Source organism: Brevundimonas balnearis, assembly GCF_042434805.1.
Lineage (GTDB): Bacteria > Pseudomonadota > Alphaproteobacteria > Caulobacterales > Caulobacteraceae > Brevundimonas > Brevundimonas balnearis.
On record NZ_JBHLSW010000007.1, the window covers coordinates 432,638 to 447,764 of the forward strand.

Annotated in this window: 19 protein-coding genes; 3 read left to right on the plus strand and 16 right to left on the minus strand. The window is 71.7% G+C overall.

Translation table 11 applies throughout. The features are described 5' to 3' along the window. Positions 1-91: 91 nt before the first annotated feature. From ACFFGE_RS11945 to ACFFGE_RS11995, 11 genes are all read right to left on the minus strand, one after another. On the minus strand, positions 92-370 hold the full coding sequence (locus ACFFGE_RS11945; RefSeq protein WP_376836627.1) for a flagellar protein FlaG: 279 nt from the start codon (positions 368-370) through the stop codon (positions 92-94). 84 nt (positions 371-454) lie between these two features. Next, a complete protein-coding gene (locus ACFFGE_RS11950; protein ID WP_376836628.1) occupies positions 455-1,285 on the minus strand; it encodes a flagellin in 831 nt (276 codons plus the stop codon). A gap of 204 nt (positions 1,286-1,489) precedes the next feature. Then, a complete protein-coding gene (locus tag ACFFGE_RS11955) occupies positions 1,490-1,678 on the minus strand; it encodes a hypothetical protein (protein ID WP_376836629.1) in 189 nt (62 codons plus the stop codon). Further along, a complete protein-coding gene (locus ACFFGE_RS11960; RefSeq protein WP_376836630.1) occupies positions 1,617-2,072 on the minus strand; it encodes a hypothetical protein in 456 nt (151 codons plus the stop codon). The genes ACFFGE_RS11955 and ACFFGE_RS11960 overlap by 62 nt, the downstream gene beginning before the upstream one ends. After that, positions 2,069-2,446 (minus strand): M15 family metallopeptidase, encoded by a 378-nt coding sequence (locus ACFFGE_RS11965; RefSeq protein WP_376836631.1) that lies wholly within the window; start codon positions 2,444-2,446, stop codon positions 2,069-2,071. The genes ACFFGE_RS11960 and ACFFGE_RS11965 overlap by 4 nt, the downstream gene beginning before the upstream one ends. Continuing rightward, complete coding sequence (locus tag ACFFGE_RS11970) at positions 2,443-2,706, minus strand: hypothetical protein (protein WP_376836632.1); 264 nt, start codon at positions 2,704-2,706, stop codon at positions 2,443-2,445. The genes ACFFGE_RS11965 and ACFFGE_RS11970 overlap by 4 nt, the downstream gene beginning before the upstream one ends. Beyond that, positions 2,694-2,870 carry a hypothetical protein gene (locus tag ACFFGE_RS11975; RefSeq protein WP_376836633.1) on the minus strand — a complete coding sequence of 59 codons (177 nt, stop codon included), beginning with the start codon at positions 2,868-2,870 and terminating at the stop codon, positions 2,694-2,696. The genes ACFFGE_RS11970 and ACFFGE_RS11975 overlap by 13 nt, the downstream gene beginning before the upstream one ends. Before the next feature lie 3 nt (positions 2,871-2,873). Beyond that, positions 2,874-4,214 carry a DUF2793 domain-containing protein gene (locus ACFFGE_RS11980; protein WP_376836634.1) on the minus strand — a complete coding sequence of 447 codons (1,341 nt, stop codon included), beginning with the start codon at positions 4,212-4,214 and terminating at the stop codon, positions 2,874-2,876. Between the two features lie 283 nt (positions 4,215-4,497). Then, positions 4,498-5,208: an anti-sigma factor domain-containing protein gene (locus ACFFGE_RS11985; protein WP_376836635.1), complete on the minus strand. Its 711-nt coding sequence runs from the start codon at positions 5,206-5,208 to the stop codon at positions 4,498-4,500. After that, on the minus strand, positions 5,205-5,762 hold the full coding sequence (locus ACFFGE_RS11990) for a sigma-70 family RNA polymerase sigma factor (RefSeq protein ID WP_376836636.1): 558 nt from the start codon (positions 5,760-5,762) through the stop codon (positions 5,205-5,207). Before ACFFGE_RS11990 ends, ACFFGE_RS11985 begins: the two co-directional genes overlap by 4 nt. Positions 5,763-5,820: 58 nt before the next feature. Continuing rightward, a complete protein-coding gene (locus ACFFGE_RS11995; RefSeq protein WP_376836637.1) occupies positions 5,821-6,282 on the minus strand; it encodes a DUF4112 domain-containing protein in 462 nt (153 codons plus the stop codon). A gap of 74 nt (positions 6,283-6,356) precedes the next feature. On the opposite strand from ACFFGE_RS11995, the gene ACFFGE_RS12000 reads away from it, so the two are divergent. After that, entirely contained in the window at positions 6,357-7,304 is a 948-nt protein-coding gene (locus tag ACFFGE_RS12000; RefSeq protein ID WP_376836639.1) for an endonuclease/exonuclease/phosphatase family protein, read from the plus strand. A 182-nt stretch (positions 7,305-7,486) separates the two neighbouring features. Here ACFFGE_RS12000 and rlmJ read toward each other — a convergent pair whose 3' ends face one another. Then, complete coding sequence (gene rlmJ, locus ACFFGE_RS12005; RefSeq protein ID WP_376836640.1) at positions 7,487-8,296, minus strand: 23S rRNA (adenine(2030)-N(6))-methyltransferase RlmJ; 810 nt, start codon at positions 8,294-8,296, stop codon at positions 7,487-7,489. Between the two features lie 141 nt (positions 8,297-8,437). On the opposite strand from rlmJ, the gene ACFFGE_RS12010 reads away from it, so the two are divergent. Then, positions 8,438-9,457, plus strand: coding sequence for a DNA topoisomerase IB (locus ACFFGE_RS12010; protein WP_376836641.1), 1,020 nt, complete (start codon positions 8,438-8,440; stop codon positions 9,455-9,457). Here ACFFGE_RS12010 and tdh read toward each other — a convergent pair. From tdh to ACFFGE_RS12025, 3 genes are all read right to left on the minus strand, one after another. Beyond that, positions 9,454-10,500: an L-threonine 3-dehydrogenase gene (tdh, locus tag ACFFGE_RS12015; protein ID WP_446680621.1), complete on the minus strand. Its 1,047-nt coding sequence runs from the start codon at positions 10,498-10,500 to the stop codon at positions 9,454-9,456. The two genes, ACFFGE_RS12010 and tdh, sit on opposite strands and share 4 nt — an antisense overlap. Beyond that, entirely contained in the window at positions 10,497-11,690 is a 1,194-nt protein-coding gene (locus ACFFGE_RS12020) for a glycine C-acetyltransferase (RefSeq protein WP_376836642.1), read from the minus strand. Before ACFFGE_RS12020 ends, tdh begins: the two co-directional genes overlap by 4 nt. Positions 11,691-11,754: 64 nt before the next feature. Beyond that, the gene (locus ACFFGE_RS12025; protein WP_376836643.1) at positions 11,755-12,636 is read right to left on the minus strand and encodes a DUF4232 domain-containing protein; all 882 of its coding nucleotides are present in this window, start codon (positions 12,634-12,636) and stop codon (positions 11,755-11,757) included. Positions 12,637-12,709: 73 nt separating this feature from the next. On the opposite strand from ACFFGE_RS12025, the gene ACFFGE_RS12030 reads away from it, so the two are divergent. Beyond that, entirely contained in the window at positions 12,710-13,396 is a 687-nt protein-coding gene (locus ACFFGE_RS12030) for a TetR/AcrR family transcriptional regulator (protein WP_376836644.1), read from the plus strand. On the opposite strand, the gene pyk is transcribed toward ACFFGE_RS12030, so the two are convergent. Further along, a complete protein-coding gene (gene pyk / locus ACFFGE_RS12035) occupies positions 13,393-14,841 on the minus strand; it encodes a pyruvate kinase (protein ID WP_376836645.1) in 1,449 nt (482 codons plus the stop codon). The genes ACFFGE_RS12030 and pyk overlap by 4 nt on opposite strands. Positions 14,842-15,127 lie beyond the last annotated feature (286 nt).

The window sequence follows — 15,127 nt, forward strand, 5'->3', positions numbered from 1 at the left end:
AGTCGTGAGCGTATGGTTAACGCGCGCTAACCATGACGATCGCCGCCTCGGACGGGTCCGAAGCGGTTGAGACGGCTCAGAAACCTGCCGGTCAGGCGCGGGTGTCGATCACCGAGCCGGCCGGGGTGCGATGGTCGCCCATGAGCCTGAGCAACTCCTCGCGAGGCAGTTGGCGAATCACTTCGCCGGTCACCGGATCCAGGGCCTTGTAGATGAAGGCGCCGGGGCTCGGCCCCTCCTCGATCACCAGCCGCGTCGGCGCCGGCACGTCCGGCTGCGGCGGGTTTCTATATGCTTGACCGCCGAAGTCGTCTGACCCGGCGGCGGAAGCCGATGCGTTGATCGGCAGAACTGTGACGTTTGAACCCATCTCCTTTCACGCCGGGGTATCCGACCGGCGCCTCCTAAAGGGGCGAAAGGGTGGGGCGGAACCCGAAGGCCCCGCCCCTTCCGATTAACGGAACAGACCCAGCAGGACCGAGGTCGAGGAGTTGGCGATCGACAGCGCCTGCACGCCAAGCTGCTGCTTGGTCTGCAGGGCCTGCAGTCGGGCGCTTTCCTTGGCCAGATCGGCGTCCACCAGGTTGCCGACGCCGGCTTCCAGAGCGTCCGACAGCTTGCCGACGAACGTCAGGTGGGTGCCGAGCGCCTTCGAGCCGGTGCCCAGGCGCGCCAGGGCGGCCGAGACGTTGGCGATCGAGGCGTTGACGGCGCTCAGCGCGGCGGTGGCGTCGGTCGACGTGGCGATGTCGTCGGCCGCGCCCAGGGTCACGATCGAACCCGACAGGCTCAGGTCCTCGCCGTCGATGTCGATGGTGCCGCCGGAGACGTTGGCCAGCGCGGCGTAGCCGCCGGTCAGCGAACCGTCGAGCAGGTTCAGGCCGTTGAACTCCGCGTTTTCGATCACGGTGGTGATCTGGTCGCGGATGGCGGTGAAGTCCTCGTTGAGGGCGTCACGGGCCGAGCTGGACAGCGAGGTGTCGGTGGCCGCCAGGGCCTTTTCCTTCAGCTGGACGAGCAGGTCCGAGATCGATTCGCCGGCCGCGAGGCTGACATCGACGGCGGACTGACCGCGCTGCAGGGATTCCTTCACGGCGTTCAGCGCGCCGATTTCAGCGCGTTGGCCCTGGGCGATGGCCCAGATGGCGCCGTTGTCCTTGGCGGTGGCGACCTTCTTGCCGGTGTTGATCCGGCCCTGAACGGTGGTGAGTTCCGCGTTGGTCGAGTTCAGGTTTTGCAGGGCGATCATCGCCCCATAGTTCGTGTTAACGCTGTTCAGCGCCATGACGACAGTCCTTCTTTCAAGGTGTCCGACCGCCATTTTGGCCGTCGGGAGCATTTTGCTCGGCAGACCTCCAAGCAAGCGCCGGGCCATGCGCCAAATCGCGACGGCACGGGGGTTCTGCGGGCGCTTCGGGGCCCTCGGGCGCCCGGCAATTCCGACCCTGACCCGGCAGAAAGTGCCGGGCCCCGGCAGAAACTGCCGGGCTCAGCGGGGTCGGTTGGCCTTTCGCTCCGCCTCAAGCGTCGCCACCGCCAGCGCCCGGGCGGCGTCGCAGGCGACCAGGTCCGCGCCCCGCCGCGCATAGGCCGTCTCCAGATCCGCCAGGGTCGCGTCAGCCGGCAGGACCGCCAGGCGACACGGCGTCGCCGCCGCCTGCGGCAGGCTCAGCGTCACCGGCGCAACCGACGAGGTGCGGGGCGATCCCGCACAGGCGGCGGTCGTGCTCGCGCAGGCGAGCCAGGCGATCAGGGTCCAACGGCGTGCGCGCATCGGGCGCTCCTTCAGCTCTTCGTGTCAGATCGTCGACCGAGGCCCGCGCCACGGTCACCCGCTCGACCGCCCGCTCCCGCACGGCCGCCAGCGCGCGGTCAGCCTCCAGGGCGGCGTTCAGACGTTCGACCTCGGTCTCGGCCGCGATCGCCCGCGCCTCGGCGCGGTCCAGCCGTCGCGCGGCGAGGCCGAACGGGTCCCAGCGGACGCCGAGCCCACCGGCGAGCGCCAGCACGCCCGCGAGCGCCAGCGCCCAGGGCGCGAGCCCGATCAGGGTGCGCAAGCCGGCCCGCGTCACGGAAAGGCCTTTCGGTCCAGCTCGAAATGGGGCCCGTCGCGCAGGCGAGGCCAGTCGCCGCCCCAGATCAGGGCCGTCCCCTGCTCGGCGGCCGCCCGCCGGAAGGCGTCGGCGATGCGCGGGTAGAGGGGCCAGTCCCAGCGCACCTTGCCGTCGACCACCGCCGCGACGTCGATCGCGTGCCCCGTCAGGTGACGGCTGTTGAGGGTGCGGCTTGCGCCCGCCTTCACCAGGGCGGCCTGGCGCGCCCGCGTTCGCAGGCCCTCTGTGACGATGAAGCCGACCGGCGTGATCTCCGCCGCCCGCTCCGTCACCGCGGCCAGTCGCGGATGCACGCCCTTCAGCCGGGCTCGGCTGCGCGCATCCAGGCTCATCGACCGCGCTCCAGCATCCTGAGCCGGACGTTGGCCGCCAGCTCGACCAGCTGCTGCGCCGTCGGCGCCACCAGATAGAGCACGAGCACCAGCGCCAGCAGGCCCATCAGATTGAGCCCGAGCGCGCGCAGGTCCTGCACCGGGGCCCGCGCTACGACGTCGGCGAGCAGCGTCCACAGGGCGAAGGTCACCCCGAACACGAACAGCCGCCGCCACAACCAGCGCCCCTCCGCCAGGCTTCGCTCGATCAGTTCTCCCATGGGTCGTCCTCCATCCGGCGCGCGGGCGTCCAGCCCCAGCCGGGGCCGCCCTCGGCGTTCCAATCCTCATCCGTCAGCCGCTCGGGCGCGTCGTCCACGTCCCGATCCAGCAGCGGCGGCTCGTCCCAGGCGGGCGTCGCGCCCCGATCTCTCGTCCGGCCCATGGATCACCCGATCGCCAGAATCAGGACGCGGCCGGCGCCGCCCGATCCTCCAGAGCCCGGCGAGGCGCCCGCACCGCCACCTCCGCCGCCCGCGCCCGGCCCGCCGTGTCCGCCGGCCGCTTCCGGACCGCCGCCGCTCCCGCCGCCGCCCACCAGCCCAGTGGCTGACACCCCGCCCGCGCCGCCGCCGACTCCCGCAGGGCCCGCATCGTCGCCCAGGACCACGCCGCCGACGCCGCCCGCGCCGCCGGGGCCGCCCGAGCCGCCGCCTCCGCCGCCGCCGGGCCCCTCGCCGTTGATGAGCGCAGCCTCGGACCCGCCGGACGCGCCCGCGTTGCCCAGGACTTCGCCGAGCCCGCCCTGACCGCCCGCGCCCCCGGTCGCGCCCGCGCGGCCGCCGAAGGCTCTCAGCATGACGCCTCCGCCGTCGGCGACCAGCGTGTCGCCTCCGTCCGCGCCCGGCGCCCCGCCCGCGCCCGGGGAAACGCTGAGCTCGCCGTCGATCTCGTCGGCGCTCAGCCAGCGTCGCGACAGCCCGCCGGCGCCGCCGCCGCCGCCGCCCGCGCCGGCCAGCCCCGGGCCTCCCCCTCCGCCGCCGCCGACGGCGGACACCAGAAGCAGCCGCGCCCACGCGGGCGGGGCGTAGTCGCCCTCGCTGGAGAACAGCGTCGCCTCGACCCGGCCGGCCCCGGCCGGCGCGCTGATGCGGCCGGTCGCCGGATCGACCCTCAGGGCCTCACGCCAGCTCGCGCCGTCGGGGCTGACCTTCAGGCTGAACGCGTCCTCCCCGATCAGGCCGAATTCGGCCCGCCCGCCGTAGCCGCTCTGCAGCAGCACCGACAGGACGTCGCCCGCGCCGTCCTTGTTCAGCGTGTAGCGGAGCGACCCGTCGCCGCCCTCCGCGACCGGTCGGGCCGTCCAGAGCGCCTTGTTCAGCTTGGCGGCGAAGGGGTTGGAAGCGTCGGCCGTCGTCCCCAGGCCGAGGCGATCAAGCGCCTGAAGCGCGCCGAGTCGCTCCCCGAGCTCGCGCCAGGCGCCCGCGTGCCGGACGACCATCCGGCCCTCGTCGGCGATCCAGACCCTCAGGCCGTCCGGGACGGGCGTCTGAAGCCAGCCGGGCAGATCGAACCGCACCAGCGCCCCGGCGGGGAAGGCCCAGCCCTCGTTCGCCAGATAGAGGTCACCCTCCTCGGGGTCCGTCGGCGGCGGCGCGCTTCGGCTCCGGACCGTCGCCTGGACCAGGACGTCCAGGCGGGTCAGACCCTCGTTGACGGTGACGTGCTTCTGCAACTGCCCGGCCGCCACATAGGGCAGGTTGAGGCGGCCGCTCGTGTCCAGGCTCATGGCGATCTCCGGCGTTTGGAGACCCGAAGCTGACGGACGCGCGGACGCTGGCAGGCCCGATGGACTGCCGAGGCTTCAAGGGATTGATCGCGCGGTTGATTTTCCGCCCCGGAAGGCAGTCCGGACGATCGGCGCGGACGAAAGGATAGGGCGGGGAGACCTAAGGAAGGGCTGGAGCGGCCTCCCCGCCGAACCGGTTGCGGGCTGTCAGGACCTGACGCCGGGGGACGTCATCGCACCCGATCCGAACACAGATACGAACGGGGTCGTCTCCCGGATGCAGCTACAGGCGCTCCAGTTCTCCGGAGGCCACGACGGGGCCGTCGGGCCGGTGCAGATCGGGCGTATGGCCGGGCGCCTCCATGGAGACCGCCACCGCCACGGCGCCCCCGGCCGCGGACCCCAGGGTGGTCGGCATGGCCATGCGGGACACCGCCTCGCCGTCCACCGCGCCGACCAGGGTCACGCCCCCGTCGGCCCCGACCAGCCACAGGTGCGGCACGCGCTCGTCGCCGGCCATGGCCTCGGTGGGCGAGGCGAACAGGGCGCCGGTCGCCGGGTCGTAGGCGAGGATCAGGGCGGACTGGCCCGTCTCCAGCCTCAGCGTCGCCACCCGGATCGGCTGGGGCGCGGGCGCCTCGACCGTCGCGGGACGGCCGGCCAGCTGCGCCGACAGCACGGCCACGGCCACGAGGCTCGCGGCCAGCAATCCGGTGGCCCCGACCGCCCAGCGCCGCCAGAAGGCGGTCCGGCCGTCGTCGTTGGCCGGCAGCCGGCGCAGGATCGCGGCCCACGCGCCCGGCGGCGCGTCGACCGGCGCCACCTCGTCGATCATGCCCGCCAGCCGCGCGTCCCACGCCTCGACCTCGGCGGCGAAGGCCGGGTCCGAGGCCGCGCGCGCCCGCGCACCCGCCTCCTCCGCCGGGCTCAGCAGCCTCAGCGAGAGCTCGGCCGCCAGATCGGCCGGGGCGTCCCTGTCCAGGTCCTCGCTCATCGTTCCAGACACTGCCTCAGGCGCAGCAGCCCGCGCCGGATCCAACTCTTCATGGTTCCCAGCGGCACGCCCGCGCGCGCGGCCAGCGTCTCATAGGTCTCGCCGTCGAAGAAGGCGGTGCGAATGGCGTCGGACGCGCGCGCGTCGAGTTCGTTCAGGCACCCGTTCAGCCGGTTCCGCTCCGACGCCGCCTCGACGGCCTCGGCCGGGGTCTCGGCCTCGTCCGCCACCGTCTCCAGCACCTCGACGGGCGCGGCCCTCGACACGGGCTTCCGCGTTCTCAGCCGGTCGATCGCCCGGTTCCGCGCGATCGTGGCCAGCCAGGTGATGGGGCTGGCGCGGCCGGCGTCGAACCCTCCGGCGCGGCTCCACACGGTGACATACACGTCCTGCAACACATCCTCGGCGGTTTGGCGATCGCCCAAGATACGCAGCACCACGCCGAACAGCTTCGCCGAGGTCGCATCATAGACGACGCGAAACGCCGCACGGTCGCCGTCGGCGACACGGCCCAGCGCGTCTGCGAGTTCGTCCCGGGTCAAGCTGCTCGCCATGCAAGGGCCCTGCTCAGTCGCGACCACTCGGCGGACGGCGGGTCCAACGGTCAAGCCGTCAGTCGTGCAGATAGACCACGCGCTTCAGCTTCCGGTCACCCCGGATGCGCGCCAGATGCTGCTCATGCTCGCCGGACGCCCGCGCGTCGCGCTCGGACCCCTCGACCCAGTGTGTCGCCTCGATCTCCTTCTGCAGCGCCTTCGCCGCCATCAGGTGACCGGGGAAGAAGAAGTCGACGACGTCGCCCACCAGGAAGAGCTCGGTCGTGGCGCTGTCGACCACCAGATAGGCCAGCATGCGCGCCAACGTTCCTGGGGAAGCCTTCGCGCGGATCCCCTGAATCATCAGATAGGCGCCGGCCCCGACCGAATAGGCGAGGCCCAGCCCCGGCACCCAGGTCAGCAGGCCGTCCAGCCCCACGCCGAAGGGACCGATCCCGACGACCCGGTCGGACATCTTCTTCACCCCCTCGACGCCGGACCAGATTTTCTCGATATCGGTTACGGACCGGCGGGCCATGCGGCGCTCCCCTTCTGACAGCCGCAACATAACGCCGTCATACGTCGGACGTTCAACAGGTCGGGGACCGGGCGATGATTTCCATTCGGCGTCTGGCCGACGCGCTGGCGGCGGTCGCGGTGCTGCCGTGTCTTGGCGTCGGCGTCGCGGCGCTCTCCGGCGTGGGGCATCGCTGGATCGACCTCCTGGCCCAGTTCGCGGCCCCGGCGCTGAGCCTCGCCATCGTGGCGCTCGTGCTGGGTCTGGTCGCTCGCTTCCGCGCGGCCGCGGCCTCGGCGGCGCTGTCGGTCCTGCTGCTCGCCGTCGCGGTCTGGGGCCAGGCCTTCCCCGCCCGGGGCGTCCCGGAGCCGGACTCGCCGAGGGTCACGCTCTACGTCGCCAATCTGCACGTCGAGAACGACGACGTGGATCGCATCGCCGCCTCGGTGGCCGAGGCCGACGCCGACGTCGTGGCCTTGGTGGAGGTGGGGCCGGCCGTGAAGGCCGAGATCGACCGCGTGCTGGCGGGCTATCCCCATCGCGCACCGGAACGCATCGGCTGGCGCGAGAACATCGTCGCCTCGCGACGGCCCCTCCGGCCTTTGCGCGCCCCCGCCGACGGTCTGTTCGCGCAGGGCGCGCGCGTGGAGACGGCGCTCGGCCCGATCACCGTCTTCGCCACCCACCTGACCCGGCCCTGGCCCTTTCAGTATCAGTGGGGACAGATCAGCCAGGCCATGGCGCTCGATGACCGCATGGAGGCCCAGCCCGGCCCCTTCGTCGCCGCCGGCGACTTCAACAGCGTCAGCAACGCCCGCATCGGACGACAGCTGAAGGACATGGGGCTCACGCCCGCGCGCGGCTTTCCCGGCACCTGGCCCGCCGGCGCGCCCGCCTTCGCCCGCATCGGCATCGACCACGCCTGGGTGTCGCCCGAGCTCACGGTGGTCTCGCGCCGTCTGGGCCGCCCCACGGGATCGGACCACAGCCCGATCGTCGTCGAGATCGCCCGCGCGGCGCCGGCTGCGCCTCCCACGTCCTGACCGGAAGGCCTGGTGCGGGTTCATTCGCCGGACCGCGTGCCGCCGTTCCGCACGACATCACGCCTTCCCCCCTGCCGGGGCGTGGTAGCGTCGTCGCTCGATCAGCGCGGACCCGGGAGGTTTTGAGACTTTCGAGACGATAGAGACGCGGTTTCCGACCGTCTCAAAACCCGTTCGGTACGTCAGGTCCGCCAGACGTTGGGCTTGCCGCCCGCGTCGCCCAGGTTCGCCACCACCCATTCCGCCGTCGCCCGCGCCTCGGCCTCGACCCCGCCCGGCGCGCCGATCAGCACCATGGCGCAGCCGTTCATCTTCATCGGATTGAGCAGCGGCCGCAGGCGCGCCTCGACCACCAGAGCCTCCCCCGCCCCGGCCTTCGCCAGCGCGCGCAGGAAGCCGTCGAACGTCTCCAGGTCCTTCAGCGGCGTCCAGATCGCGACCGCCACGCCGGGCCGCAGCCGCCGCGTCTCGGCCGCGCATTCAGCCGCGCGCAGATAGTCGTCCGGCCGCTCGAACGGCGGGTCGATCAGCAGCAGGCCGGGCGCCCTGCACGCGGTCGGCGCCCGCTCATAGCCGTCGCCCTCGATCGCCTCGGCGTCAGTCTGGTCGGCCAACGCGTCCTTCAGCGCCTCGGCCACCGGCGGGTTCAGCTCGAACCCCAGGTATCGGCCCTCGCCCATCAGCCGCGCGGCCAGCAATGGGGAGCCCGGATACCACCGGGTCCGCCCGTCCGGGTTCAGCGCCCGAACCTCGGCCTTCAGACGCGCCAGCGGCTCAGGCAGGTCGTCCGCTCCCATCAGCCTCAGCACCCCCTCCTCGGCCTCGCGCGAGCGCTTCGCGTCCCCGTCCAGGTCATAGAGGCCGGCCCCCGCGTGGGTGTCGACGACCGTCAGCGAACCCTTCGGCGCCAGCGCGCGCGTCAGGCTGATCAGCACCGCGTGCTTGACCAGGTCGGCGAAGTTCCCGGCGTGAAAGCTGTGGCGATAGTTCATGCGGCCTCGTGGCGCGGGGGTCGGCCTCCGGTCAAGCCGGAACCGGGGGACGCGCCCGACGTTCGGACCCCGCCATGGCGACATCCTCCCACCCCGCCGCGCCTCATCGCCTCCCGCAGGCCGCGAAGTCGGAGGCCTGACGTGCCCGACGGATCCGCCGCGCTGGCTGTCGAGGTCGAGATCCCGAAGGGTCTCAGCTACTGTTCCGACGAACAGCCCGGCCTGACCCGGCGCGGGACGCCCGGCGCCTTCTCCTACATCGACGCGAAGGGCCGGGAGGTGACGGATGAGCGGACGCTGGACCGCATCCGCACGCTCGCCATCCCGCCCGCCTGGACCGACGTCTGGATCTGCCCCCGCGCCACCGGCCACATCCAGGCGACCGGCCGCGACCAGAAGGGCCGCAAACAGTACCGCTACCACGCCGACTGGAGCAGCCACCGTTCGACCGGCAAGTTCGACCGCATGCCCGCCTTCGCCCGCGCCCTGCCCAGGCTGCGGCGCCGGGTCGAGGCCGATCTGAACCGGCGCGGCGTCTGCCGCGAGAAGGTGCTGGCCACCACCGTCCGGCTGCTGGAGCTGACGCTCATCCGCATCGGCAACGCCCAGTATGCGAAGCAGAACCGCAGCTATGGCCTGACGACGCTGCACAAGCGCCATCTCGAGGTCGACGGCTCGGCCCTGCTGTTCAGCTTCCGTGGCAAGAGCGGCAAGGATCACGCCGTCAGCGTGCGCGACCGGCGCCTGGCCCGTGTCATCCGCTCGCTCCAGGACCTGCCGGGCCAGCAGGTGTTCAAGTACCGGGACGCCGACGGCGACCTCGTGGCCGTCACCTCGGACGAGGTGAACGCCTACATCCGGGGGGCCATGGGCGAGGACTTCTCGGCCAAGGACTTCCGCACCTGGGCCGCGACGGTGTCGGCCGCGCGGGCCCTGCGCGATACGCCCGCGCCCACCTCGGCGAGCGACGCCAAGCGCAAGATCACCGTCTGCGTGAAGGCGGTCTCGGGCCTGCTCGGCAACACCCCCACGGTCTGCCGGACCTCCTATGTCCATCCGCGTGTGTTCGAGATGTTCGAGCGGGACCTGCTGGGGACGGTATTGCCGGCGCCCGACGCCAAGACCTTCGAGACCCGACTGGCGAGGGCGCTGTCGGCCTAGGCCGCCCAGTCCAGGACGACCTTGCCCGACTTGCCGGCCTTCATCACCTCGAAGCCCTCGCGATACTGGTCGTAGGGAAACTCGTGGGTGATGAGGGGCGTCAGGTCCAGCCCGGCCTTCAGCAGGCCCAGCATCTTGCGCCAGGTCGTGAACATCTCGCGCCCATAGACGCCCTTGATCGTGAGGGCCTTCAGGATGATCGCGCCCCAGTCGGTCTCCATGGGCTTGGACGGGATGCCCAGCATCGCCAGCCCGCCGCCCATGATCAGGGTGTCGACGCACTGCTTGAAGGCGATCGGCGAGCCCGACATCTCCAGCGCCACGTCGAAGCCGACCTTCAGGCCCAGCTCCTTCATGACGTCGTGCAGGTCCTCGCGGGTGGTGTTCACCGTCCGCACGCCCGGCGCCACCTTCTGGGCCAGCTCCAGCCGGAAGTCGTTGATGTCGGTCAGCACCACGGTGCGCGCGCCCGCGTGCCGCGCCACGGCGGCCGCCATCATGCCGATCGGGCCGGCGCCGGTGACCAGCACGTCCTCGCCCAGAAGGTCGAACTGCTGGGCGGTGTGCACCGCGTTGCCGAACGGGTCCAGGATCGCCCCGATCTCATAGGGCACGTCGTCGGGCAGCTCGATGACGTTGAAGGCCGGCGCCGCCACGAACTCGGCGAAGGCGCCCTGGCGGTTCACGCCGATGCCCCGGGTCGCGGGATCGAGGTGGAAGTGGCCGGCCCGCGCGGCTTCCGAGTTCAGGTCGATGACGTGGCCCTCGACCGACACCCGCTGGCCGATCTTCAGCGGCCGGTCGACCTCCTTGCCGATGGCGACGATCTCGCCGGAGAACTCATGGCCGGTGATCATCGGCACCGGCACGTTCTTCTGGGACCACTCGTCCCAGTTCCAGATGTGGATGTCGGTGCCGCAGACCGCCGCGCGATGCACCTTGATCAGCACGTCCTCCGGCCCCGCCTCCGGGACCGGCGCCTCGATCAGCTCAAGCCCCTCGGCGGGCTTGGTCTTGGCCAGGGCCTTCATCATTTGCGTCATCGGATCACTCCCAGTTCCCTGCCGGCCGTCGTGAACGCCGCGACCGCTTGATCAATGTGTTCGAAGGTGTGCGCCGCCGACATCTGGGTGCGGATGCGCGCCTGTCCCCGCGGCACGACGGGGAAGGAGAACCCGATCACATAGACGCCCAGCTCCAGCATCCGCGCCGCGAAATCCTGGGCCAGCCTGGCGTCCCCCAGCATCACCGGGATGATCGGATGCTCGCCGGGCAGCAGATCGAACCCGGCCTCCGTCATCGCGCCCCGGAATCGGGCGGCGTTGGCGAACAGCTGGCTCCGCAGCGCGTCGCCCTCCTCGCCCTGGCTGATCCGGATCGCCTCCAGCGAAGCGCCGCAGACGGCCGGCGAAAGCGCGTTCGAGAACAGGTAGGGCCGCGCCCGTTGCTTCAGCAGCTGGACCACCCCGGCGGTGGCGCAGATGAAGCCGCCCATGGCGCCGCCCAGCGCCTTGCCGAAGGTGCCGGTGACGAAGTCGACCTTCACTCCGCAATGGGCGAACGAGCCTTTCCCTTGAGGCCCAAGGAAACCCGTGGCGTGGCAGTCGTCCACCATGATCAGGGCGTCGTAGCGATCCGCCAGCGCCCGCACCTCGGCCAGCTTGGCGATGTAGCCGTCCATCGAGAAGGCGCCGTCGGTGGCGATGACGATGTCGCGCGCGCCGTCCGCCCGGGCCTGCTTCAGCTGCGCCTCCAGGTCGGCCATGTCCGAGTTGGCGAAGCGATAGCGCTTGGCCTTGCACAGCCGAACCCCGTCGATGATCGAGGCGTGGTTCAGGCTGTCCGACACGATGGCGTCCTCGGGCCCGAACAGCGGCTCGAACAGGCCGCCGTTGGCGTCGAAGGCGGCGGCGAAGAGGATCGCGTCCTCGAAGCCGAGATAGTCCGCGATCGCACGCTCAAGCGTCTTGTGGATGCCCAGCGTCCCGCAGATGAAGCGCACCGACGCGGTGCCCGCGCCATAGGCCTCGGCCGCGTTGTTCCCCGCCGCCACGACCCGCTCGTCGCCCGCCAGGCCCAGATAATTATTGGCGCAGAAGTTCAGAACGCGCCGCCCGCCCGTCTCGATCACCGGCCCCTGACGCGAGTGGATCACCCGCTCCGGCTTGGTCAGGCCCTGGGCGTCGATCTCCGCAAGTTCGGCGGCGATGCGGGTTTGGAAGTCGGTCGGCATGGCGTCTCCGTCGGCGAACGCGCGGACGGTTACGCCGGATCGCCGGCCGTTTCCAGCGCGGCGGTCAGAGCTTGGTCGCCGCACCCGTCGGGGGATTGCCGACCGAGGCCCCGCCCTCGGCCCGGAAAGGGGTGACGCCGATGCGCCCGCCGCACGGCTGGAACTCGGTCGACAGCAGAAGCGGCGTGCGGTCCTCGCCCACCGTGATCGCCAGGCGCGCGACGCGGGCGCACGGCCCCTGCCCCTCCACCACCGTCCAGGTGACGTCGAAGAAGGCCTTGCCTTCCGGCGTCAGACTGACCGGCGCCGGAGTCTCGCCCGACCGGAGGTCGCCGCTCCGCTCCTCGACCCTCAGCGCCGTCAGGGTGCGGCCCTGGGCGTCCTGGGCCTGGACCGAGGGATGGCCGCTGAGCGAACAGGGCCCGTCGCCGATGTTGGTCAGCTCCACCACCGCGCCGCGATTGCCCGCGCCCGCGTCTCCGCCGGCGATGCGCGCCGACAGATCCTCGGCGCGGCACACGGCCGTGACCGCGACCATGCCGCCCTCGCCGGCCGAACTCGCGCCCCCGCTGGTCGGCCGCGCGCAGCGCTCCAGGATGGCCGCGCCGACCTGCTCGTTCGGGCCCAGCCGACTCAGCGTCGCCCGCTCCTGTCCGTCGCGGCTGGCGCTCCACCACTCCAGGCTCGAGCCGGTGTAGCGCGCGCCGCTGCCGGACGGGGCCAGCCTGAGGTCATAGACCCGTCCCTGATAGGTCAGCCGCGCCGTCTCGTCGGCCGCGTAGGCGACGCTGACCGTCTGACCGCTCTCGCAGGCGTAGCCGACCGCCGGTGCGGCGGGCGTCGACGTGGCCGGAGAGGCCTCGACCGGCCGGGGCGGCTGGGCGTCCTCGCGCGAGCAGGCGGCGACCACTGCGGGGATCAGCGACAGGGCGATCAGGCGACGCATAGGCATCCTCCAGAGACAGCGTTCGGCGAGTCAACGTCTCTGCCCCGCAATGGCTCCGCTTCCACGACGCATGTTGCAGTTGCTCACTCGCCCCGCCACTGTGGGCGTGGAGGCGGCGATGGGCGACACGGGCGAGCGGCCGGTCAACAAGCTGGGACATCGCATCGGGCGGCGCGGCGGCCGCACCCGCGAAGCCCTGCTGGCGGCGGCGCGCGGCCTGCTCGAGACCCACAAGCTGGCGGACCTGCGTCCCGCCGACGTCGCCCGGGCCGCCGGCGTCAGCGCGCCCAGCTTCTACACCTATTTCAAGACCGTCGACGAGCCGGTGCTGGCGCTGTGCGAGGCCGCCGGCGCGCCCTATCAGGGCCTCGCGGCTCTTTTCGACGCCGACTGGTCCGGCGAGCGCGCCTTCGAACAGGCGCGCGCCTATGTGTTGGCGGTCGTGGACATCTGGGCGGAGCACGGGCCTGTGCTCAGGATCGAGAACGCCCTGGCCGACGAGGGCCATGACGCCTTCGCCCGCGAGCGCATCCGGCGCCTCCGCCGCGTCCACCTGGCCATCGAGCGGCGCATCGCCGAGGCGCGGGTCAACGGCCGCCACGATTCTCGGCTGGACGCCCGCCTCGCGTCCTACGAGGCCGCCAGCATGGTCGATTCCGTCGCCGCGGGCCTGCGCCTGATGCAGCGCGGCGACACGCCTCTGGACGACGTGGTCGACACCACCGCCCTGTTGTTCGCCAAGCTTGTGACGGGCCGCTAGCCCGCTTTTCGGGTCCGGGATTTGGCCTGGCTCGGGGCGTGGGCGAGCCGCAGCAGGTTGGCCGCGCCCGGCGCCCCGAAGGGCGTGCCCGCCAGGATCAGGATGCGCTGCCCAGGCTGGGCGAGGCCATACTCCATGGCCGCGCCGACGGCGTCGTCGGTGACCTCCTCCAGCGACGCCGGCTGACGGCCCAGCCGGGGCTCCAGCCCCCACACCAGCGCCAGGCGCCGCGCCGTGTCCGGGTTGGGCGTCAGCGCCAGCACCGGATGCAGGGGCCGCTCCCGCGCCATCCGCCGCGCCGTGCCGCCCAGGGTCGTGAACACCACGATGCAGCCGGTCGAAGACGCCTCGCCCGCCTTCCGCGCCGCGGCCACCAGCGCGTCGGCGTCATAGCCCTCCATGCCGGCGTGCTCGGCGTCCATCAGGCTGGGCCACAGCGGATCGCCTTCGATCCGCTCCATGATCCGGTTCATGATGCCGACGGCTTCAAGCGGATAGTCGCCCGACGCCGTCTCCGCCGACAGCATCAGGGCGTCGGCGCCCTCATAGACGGCGTTGGCCACGTCGGACGCCTCGGCGCGGGTCGGCGCCGGCGAAGCCGTCATCGATTCGAGCATCTGGGTGGCCACGATCACCGGCACGCCGCGCTGGCGGGCGGCGCGGATGATGGTCTTCTGGGCCACCGGCACCTCTTCGGGGTGCATCTCCACGCCCAGATCGCCGCGCGCGACCATGACGCCGTCGCAGTAGTCCAGGATGCTGTCCAGCGCCGCCAGCGCCTGGGGCTTCTCGATCTTGGCGAGACACGCGGCGCGGCCCTTCACGATGGACTTCAGCTCGGCCATGTCCTCGGCCTTCTGCACGAAGCTGAGGGCCACCCAGTCCACACCGATGCGCAGCGCGAAGTTCAGGTCCTCGCGGTCCTTGGGCGTCAGCGCCGACACGGGGATGACGGCGTCCGGCACGGCCACGCCCTTGCGGTCCGACAGCTTGGTTCCGCTCTCGACCGTCACCTCGGCCCAATCGTCGGCCCGTTCGCCGACGCGCAGGCGCACCCGCCCGTCGTCGATCAGCAGCGCCATGCCGGTCCTCAGCGCCTTGAAGATCTCCGGATGCGGCATCTGCACGCGCGTGGCGTCGCCGGGCGTGGGGTCCAGGTCGAAGCGCATGGTGTGGCCCGGCTTCACCGCGATCGAGGTCTCGGCGAACTTGCCCAGGCGCAGCTTGGGTCCCTGTAGGTCCGCCAGCACGCCCAGCGGACGCTTGAGCGCCATCTCCGCGCCGCGCACCGCCTTCAGCGCCGCCGCGTGGTCCTCGTGCGAGCCGTGGCTGAAGTTCAGCCGGAACACGTCCACCCCGGCCTGGGCCAGGGCCTTCACCGTCCCGGGCGCGCGGCTGGCGGGCCCGAGCGTGGCGACGATGCGCGCCCTCCTCGCCCGGTTCATTGGCGGACTCTCTTCATGCGGCTTCCGTATCGACCGGCGTTTCCCCTGACCCCTTGTGCCAATGAATCCGTGCGCCTGTTAAGGGCGGGCCCCGGCCGGAAACACGAAGTGAGCCGATGGTGCGAGCGGCGGGGGTCGAACCCGCATGACCGAGGTCGAGCGATTTTAAGTCACACAGGCCAGTTCCAACCATCTGATACCGCTCGTCTTTCTATCACAGGTCGCCCCACTGTGTAAGAGAGTGTGTAAGCGCTGAACAACGATCCGGGTCGCTTGCAACAAGGTC

Coding starts and splice junctions, on each gene's coding strand:
- ACFFGE_RS12020 (WP_376836642.1), bottom strand. CDS start 11,690: ATGCCGACCGACTTCCAAACCCGCATCGCCGCCGAACTTGCGGAGATC.
- ACFFGE_RS11995 (WP_376836637.1), bottom strand. CDS start 6,282: ATGGCCCGCCGGTCCGTAACCGATATCGAGAAAATCTGGTCCGGCGTC.
- ACFFGE_RS11970 (WP_376836632.1), bottom strand. CDS start 2,706: ATGGGAGAACTGATCGAGCGAAGCCTGGCGGAGGGGCGCTGGTTGTGG.
- ACFFGE_RS11990 (WP_376836636.1), bottom strand. CDS start 5,762: ATGGCGAGCAGCTTGACCCGGGACGAACTCGCAGACGCGCTGGGCCGT.
- ACFFGE_RS11965 (WP_376836631.1), bottom strand. CDS start 2,446: ATGAGCCTGGATGCGCGCAGCCGAGCCCGGCTGAAGGGCGTGCATCCG.
- rlmJ (WP_376836640.1), bottom strand. CDS start 8,296: ATGAACTATCGCCACAGCTTTCACGCCGGGAACTTCGCCGACCTGGTC.
- ACFFGE_RS11985 (WP_376836635.1), bottom strand. CDS start 5,208: ATGAGCGAGGACCTGGACAGGGACGCCCCGGCCGATCTGGCGGCCGAG.
- ACFFGE_RS11945 (WP_376836627.1), bottom strand. CDS start 370: ATGGGTTCAAACGTCACAGTTCTGCCGATCAACGCATCGGCTTCCGCC.
- ACFFGE_RS11975 (WP_376836633.1), bottom strand. CDS start 2,870: ATGGGCCGGACGAGAGATCGGGGCGCGACGCCCGCCTGGGACGAGCCG.
- ACFFGE_RS11980 (WP_376836634.1), bottom strand. CDS start 4,214: ATGAGCCTGGACACGAGCGGCCGCCTCAACCTGCCCTATGTGGCGGCC.
- tdh (WP_446680621.1), bottom strand. CDS start 10,500: ATGACGCAAATGATGAAGGCCCTGGCCAAGACCAAGCCCGCCGAGGGG.
- pyk (WP_376836645.1), bottom strand. CDS start 14,841: ATGAACCGGGCGAGGAGGGCGCGCATCGTCGCCACGCTCGGGCCCGCC.
- ACFFGE_RS12025 (WP_376836643.1), bottom strand. CDS start 12,636: ATGCGTCGCCTGATCGCCCTGTCGCTGATCCCCGCAGTGGTCGCCGCC.
- ACFFGE_RS11950 (WP_376836628.1), bottom strand. CDS start 1,285: ATGGCGCTGAACAGCGTTAACACGAACTATGGGGCGATGATCGCCCTG.
- ACFFGE_RS12000 (WP_376836639.1), top strand. CDS start 6,357: ATGATTTCCATTCGGCGTCTGGCCGACGCGCTGGCGGCGGTCGCGGTG.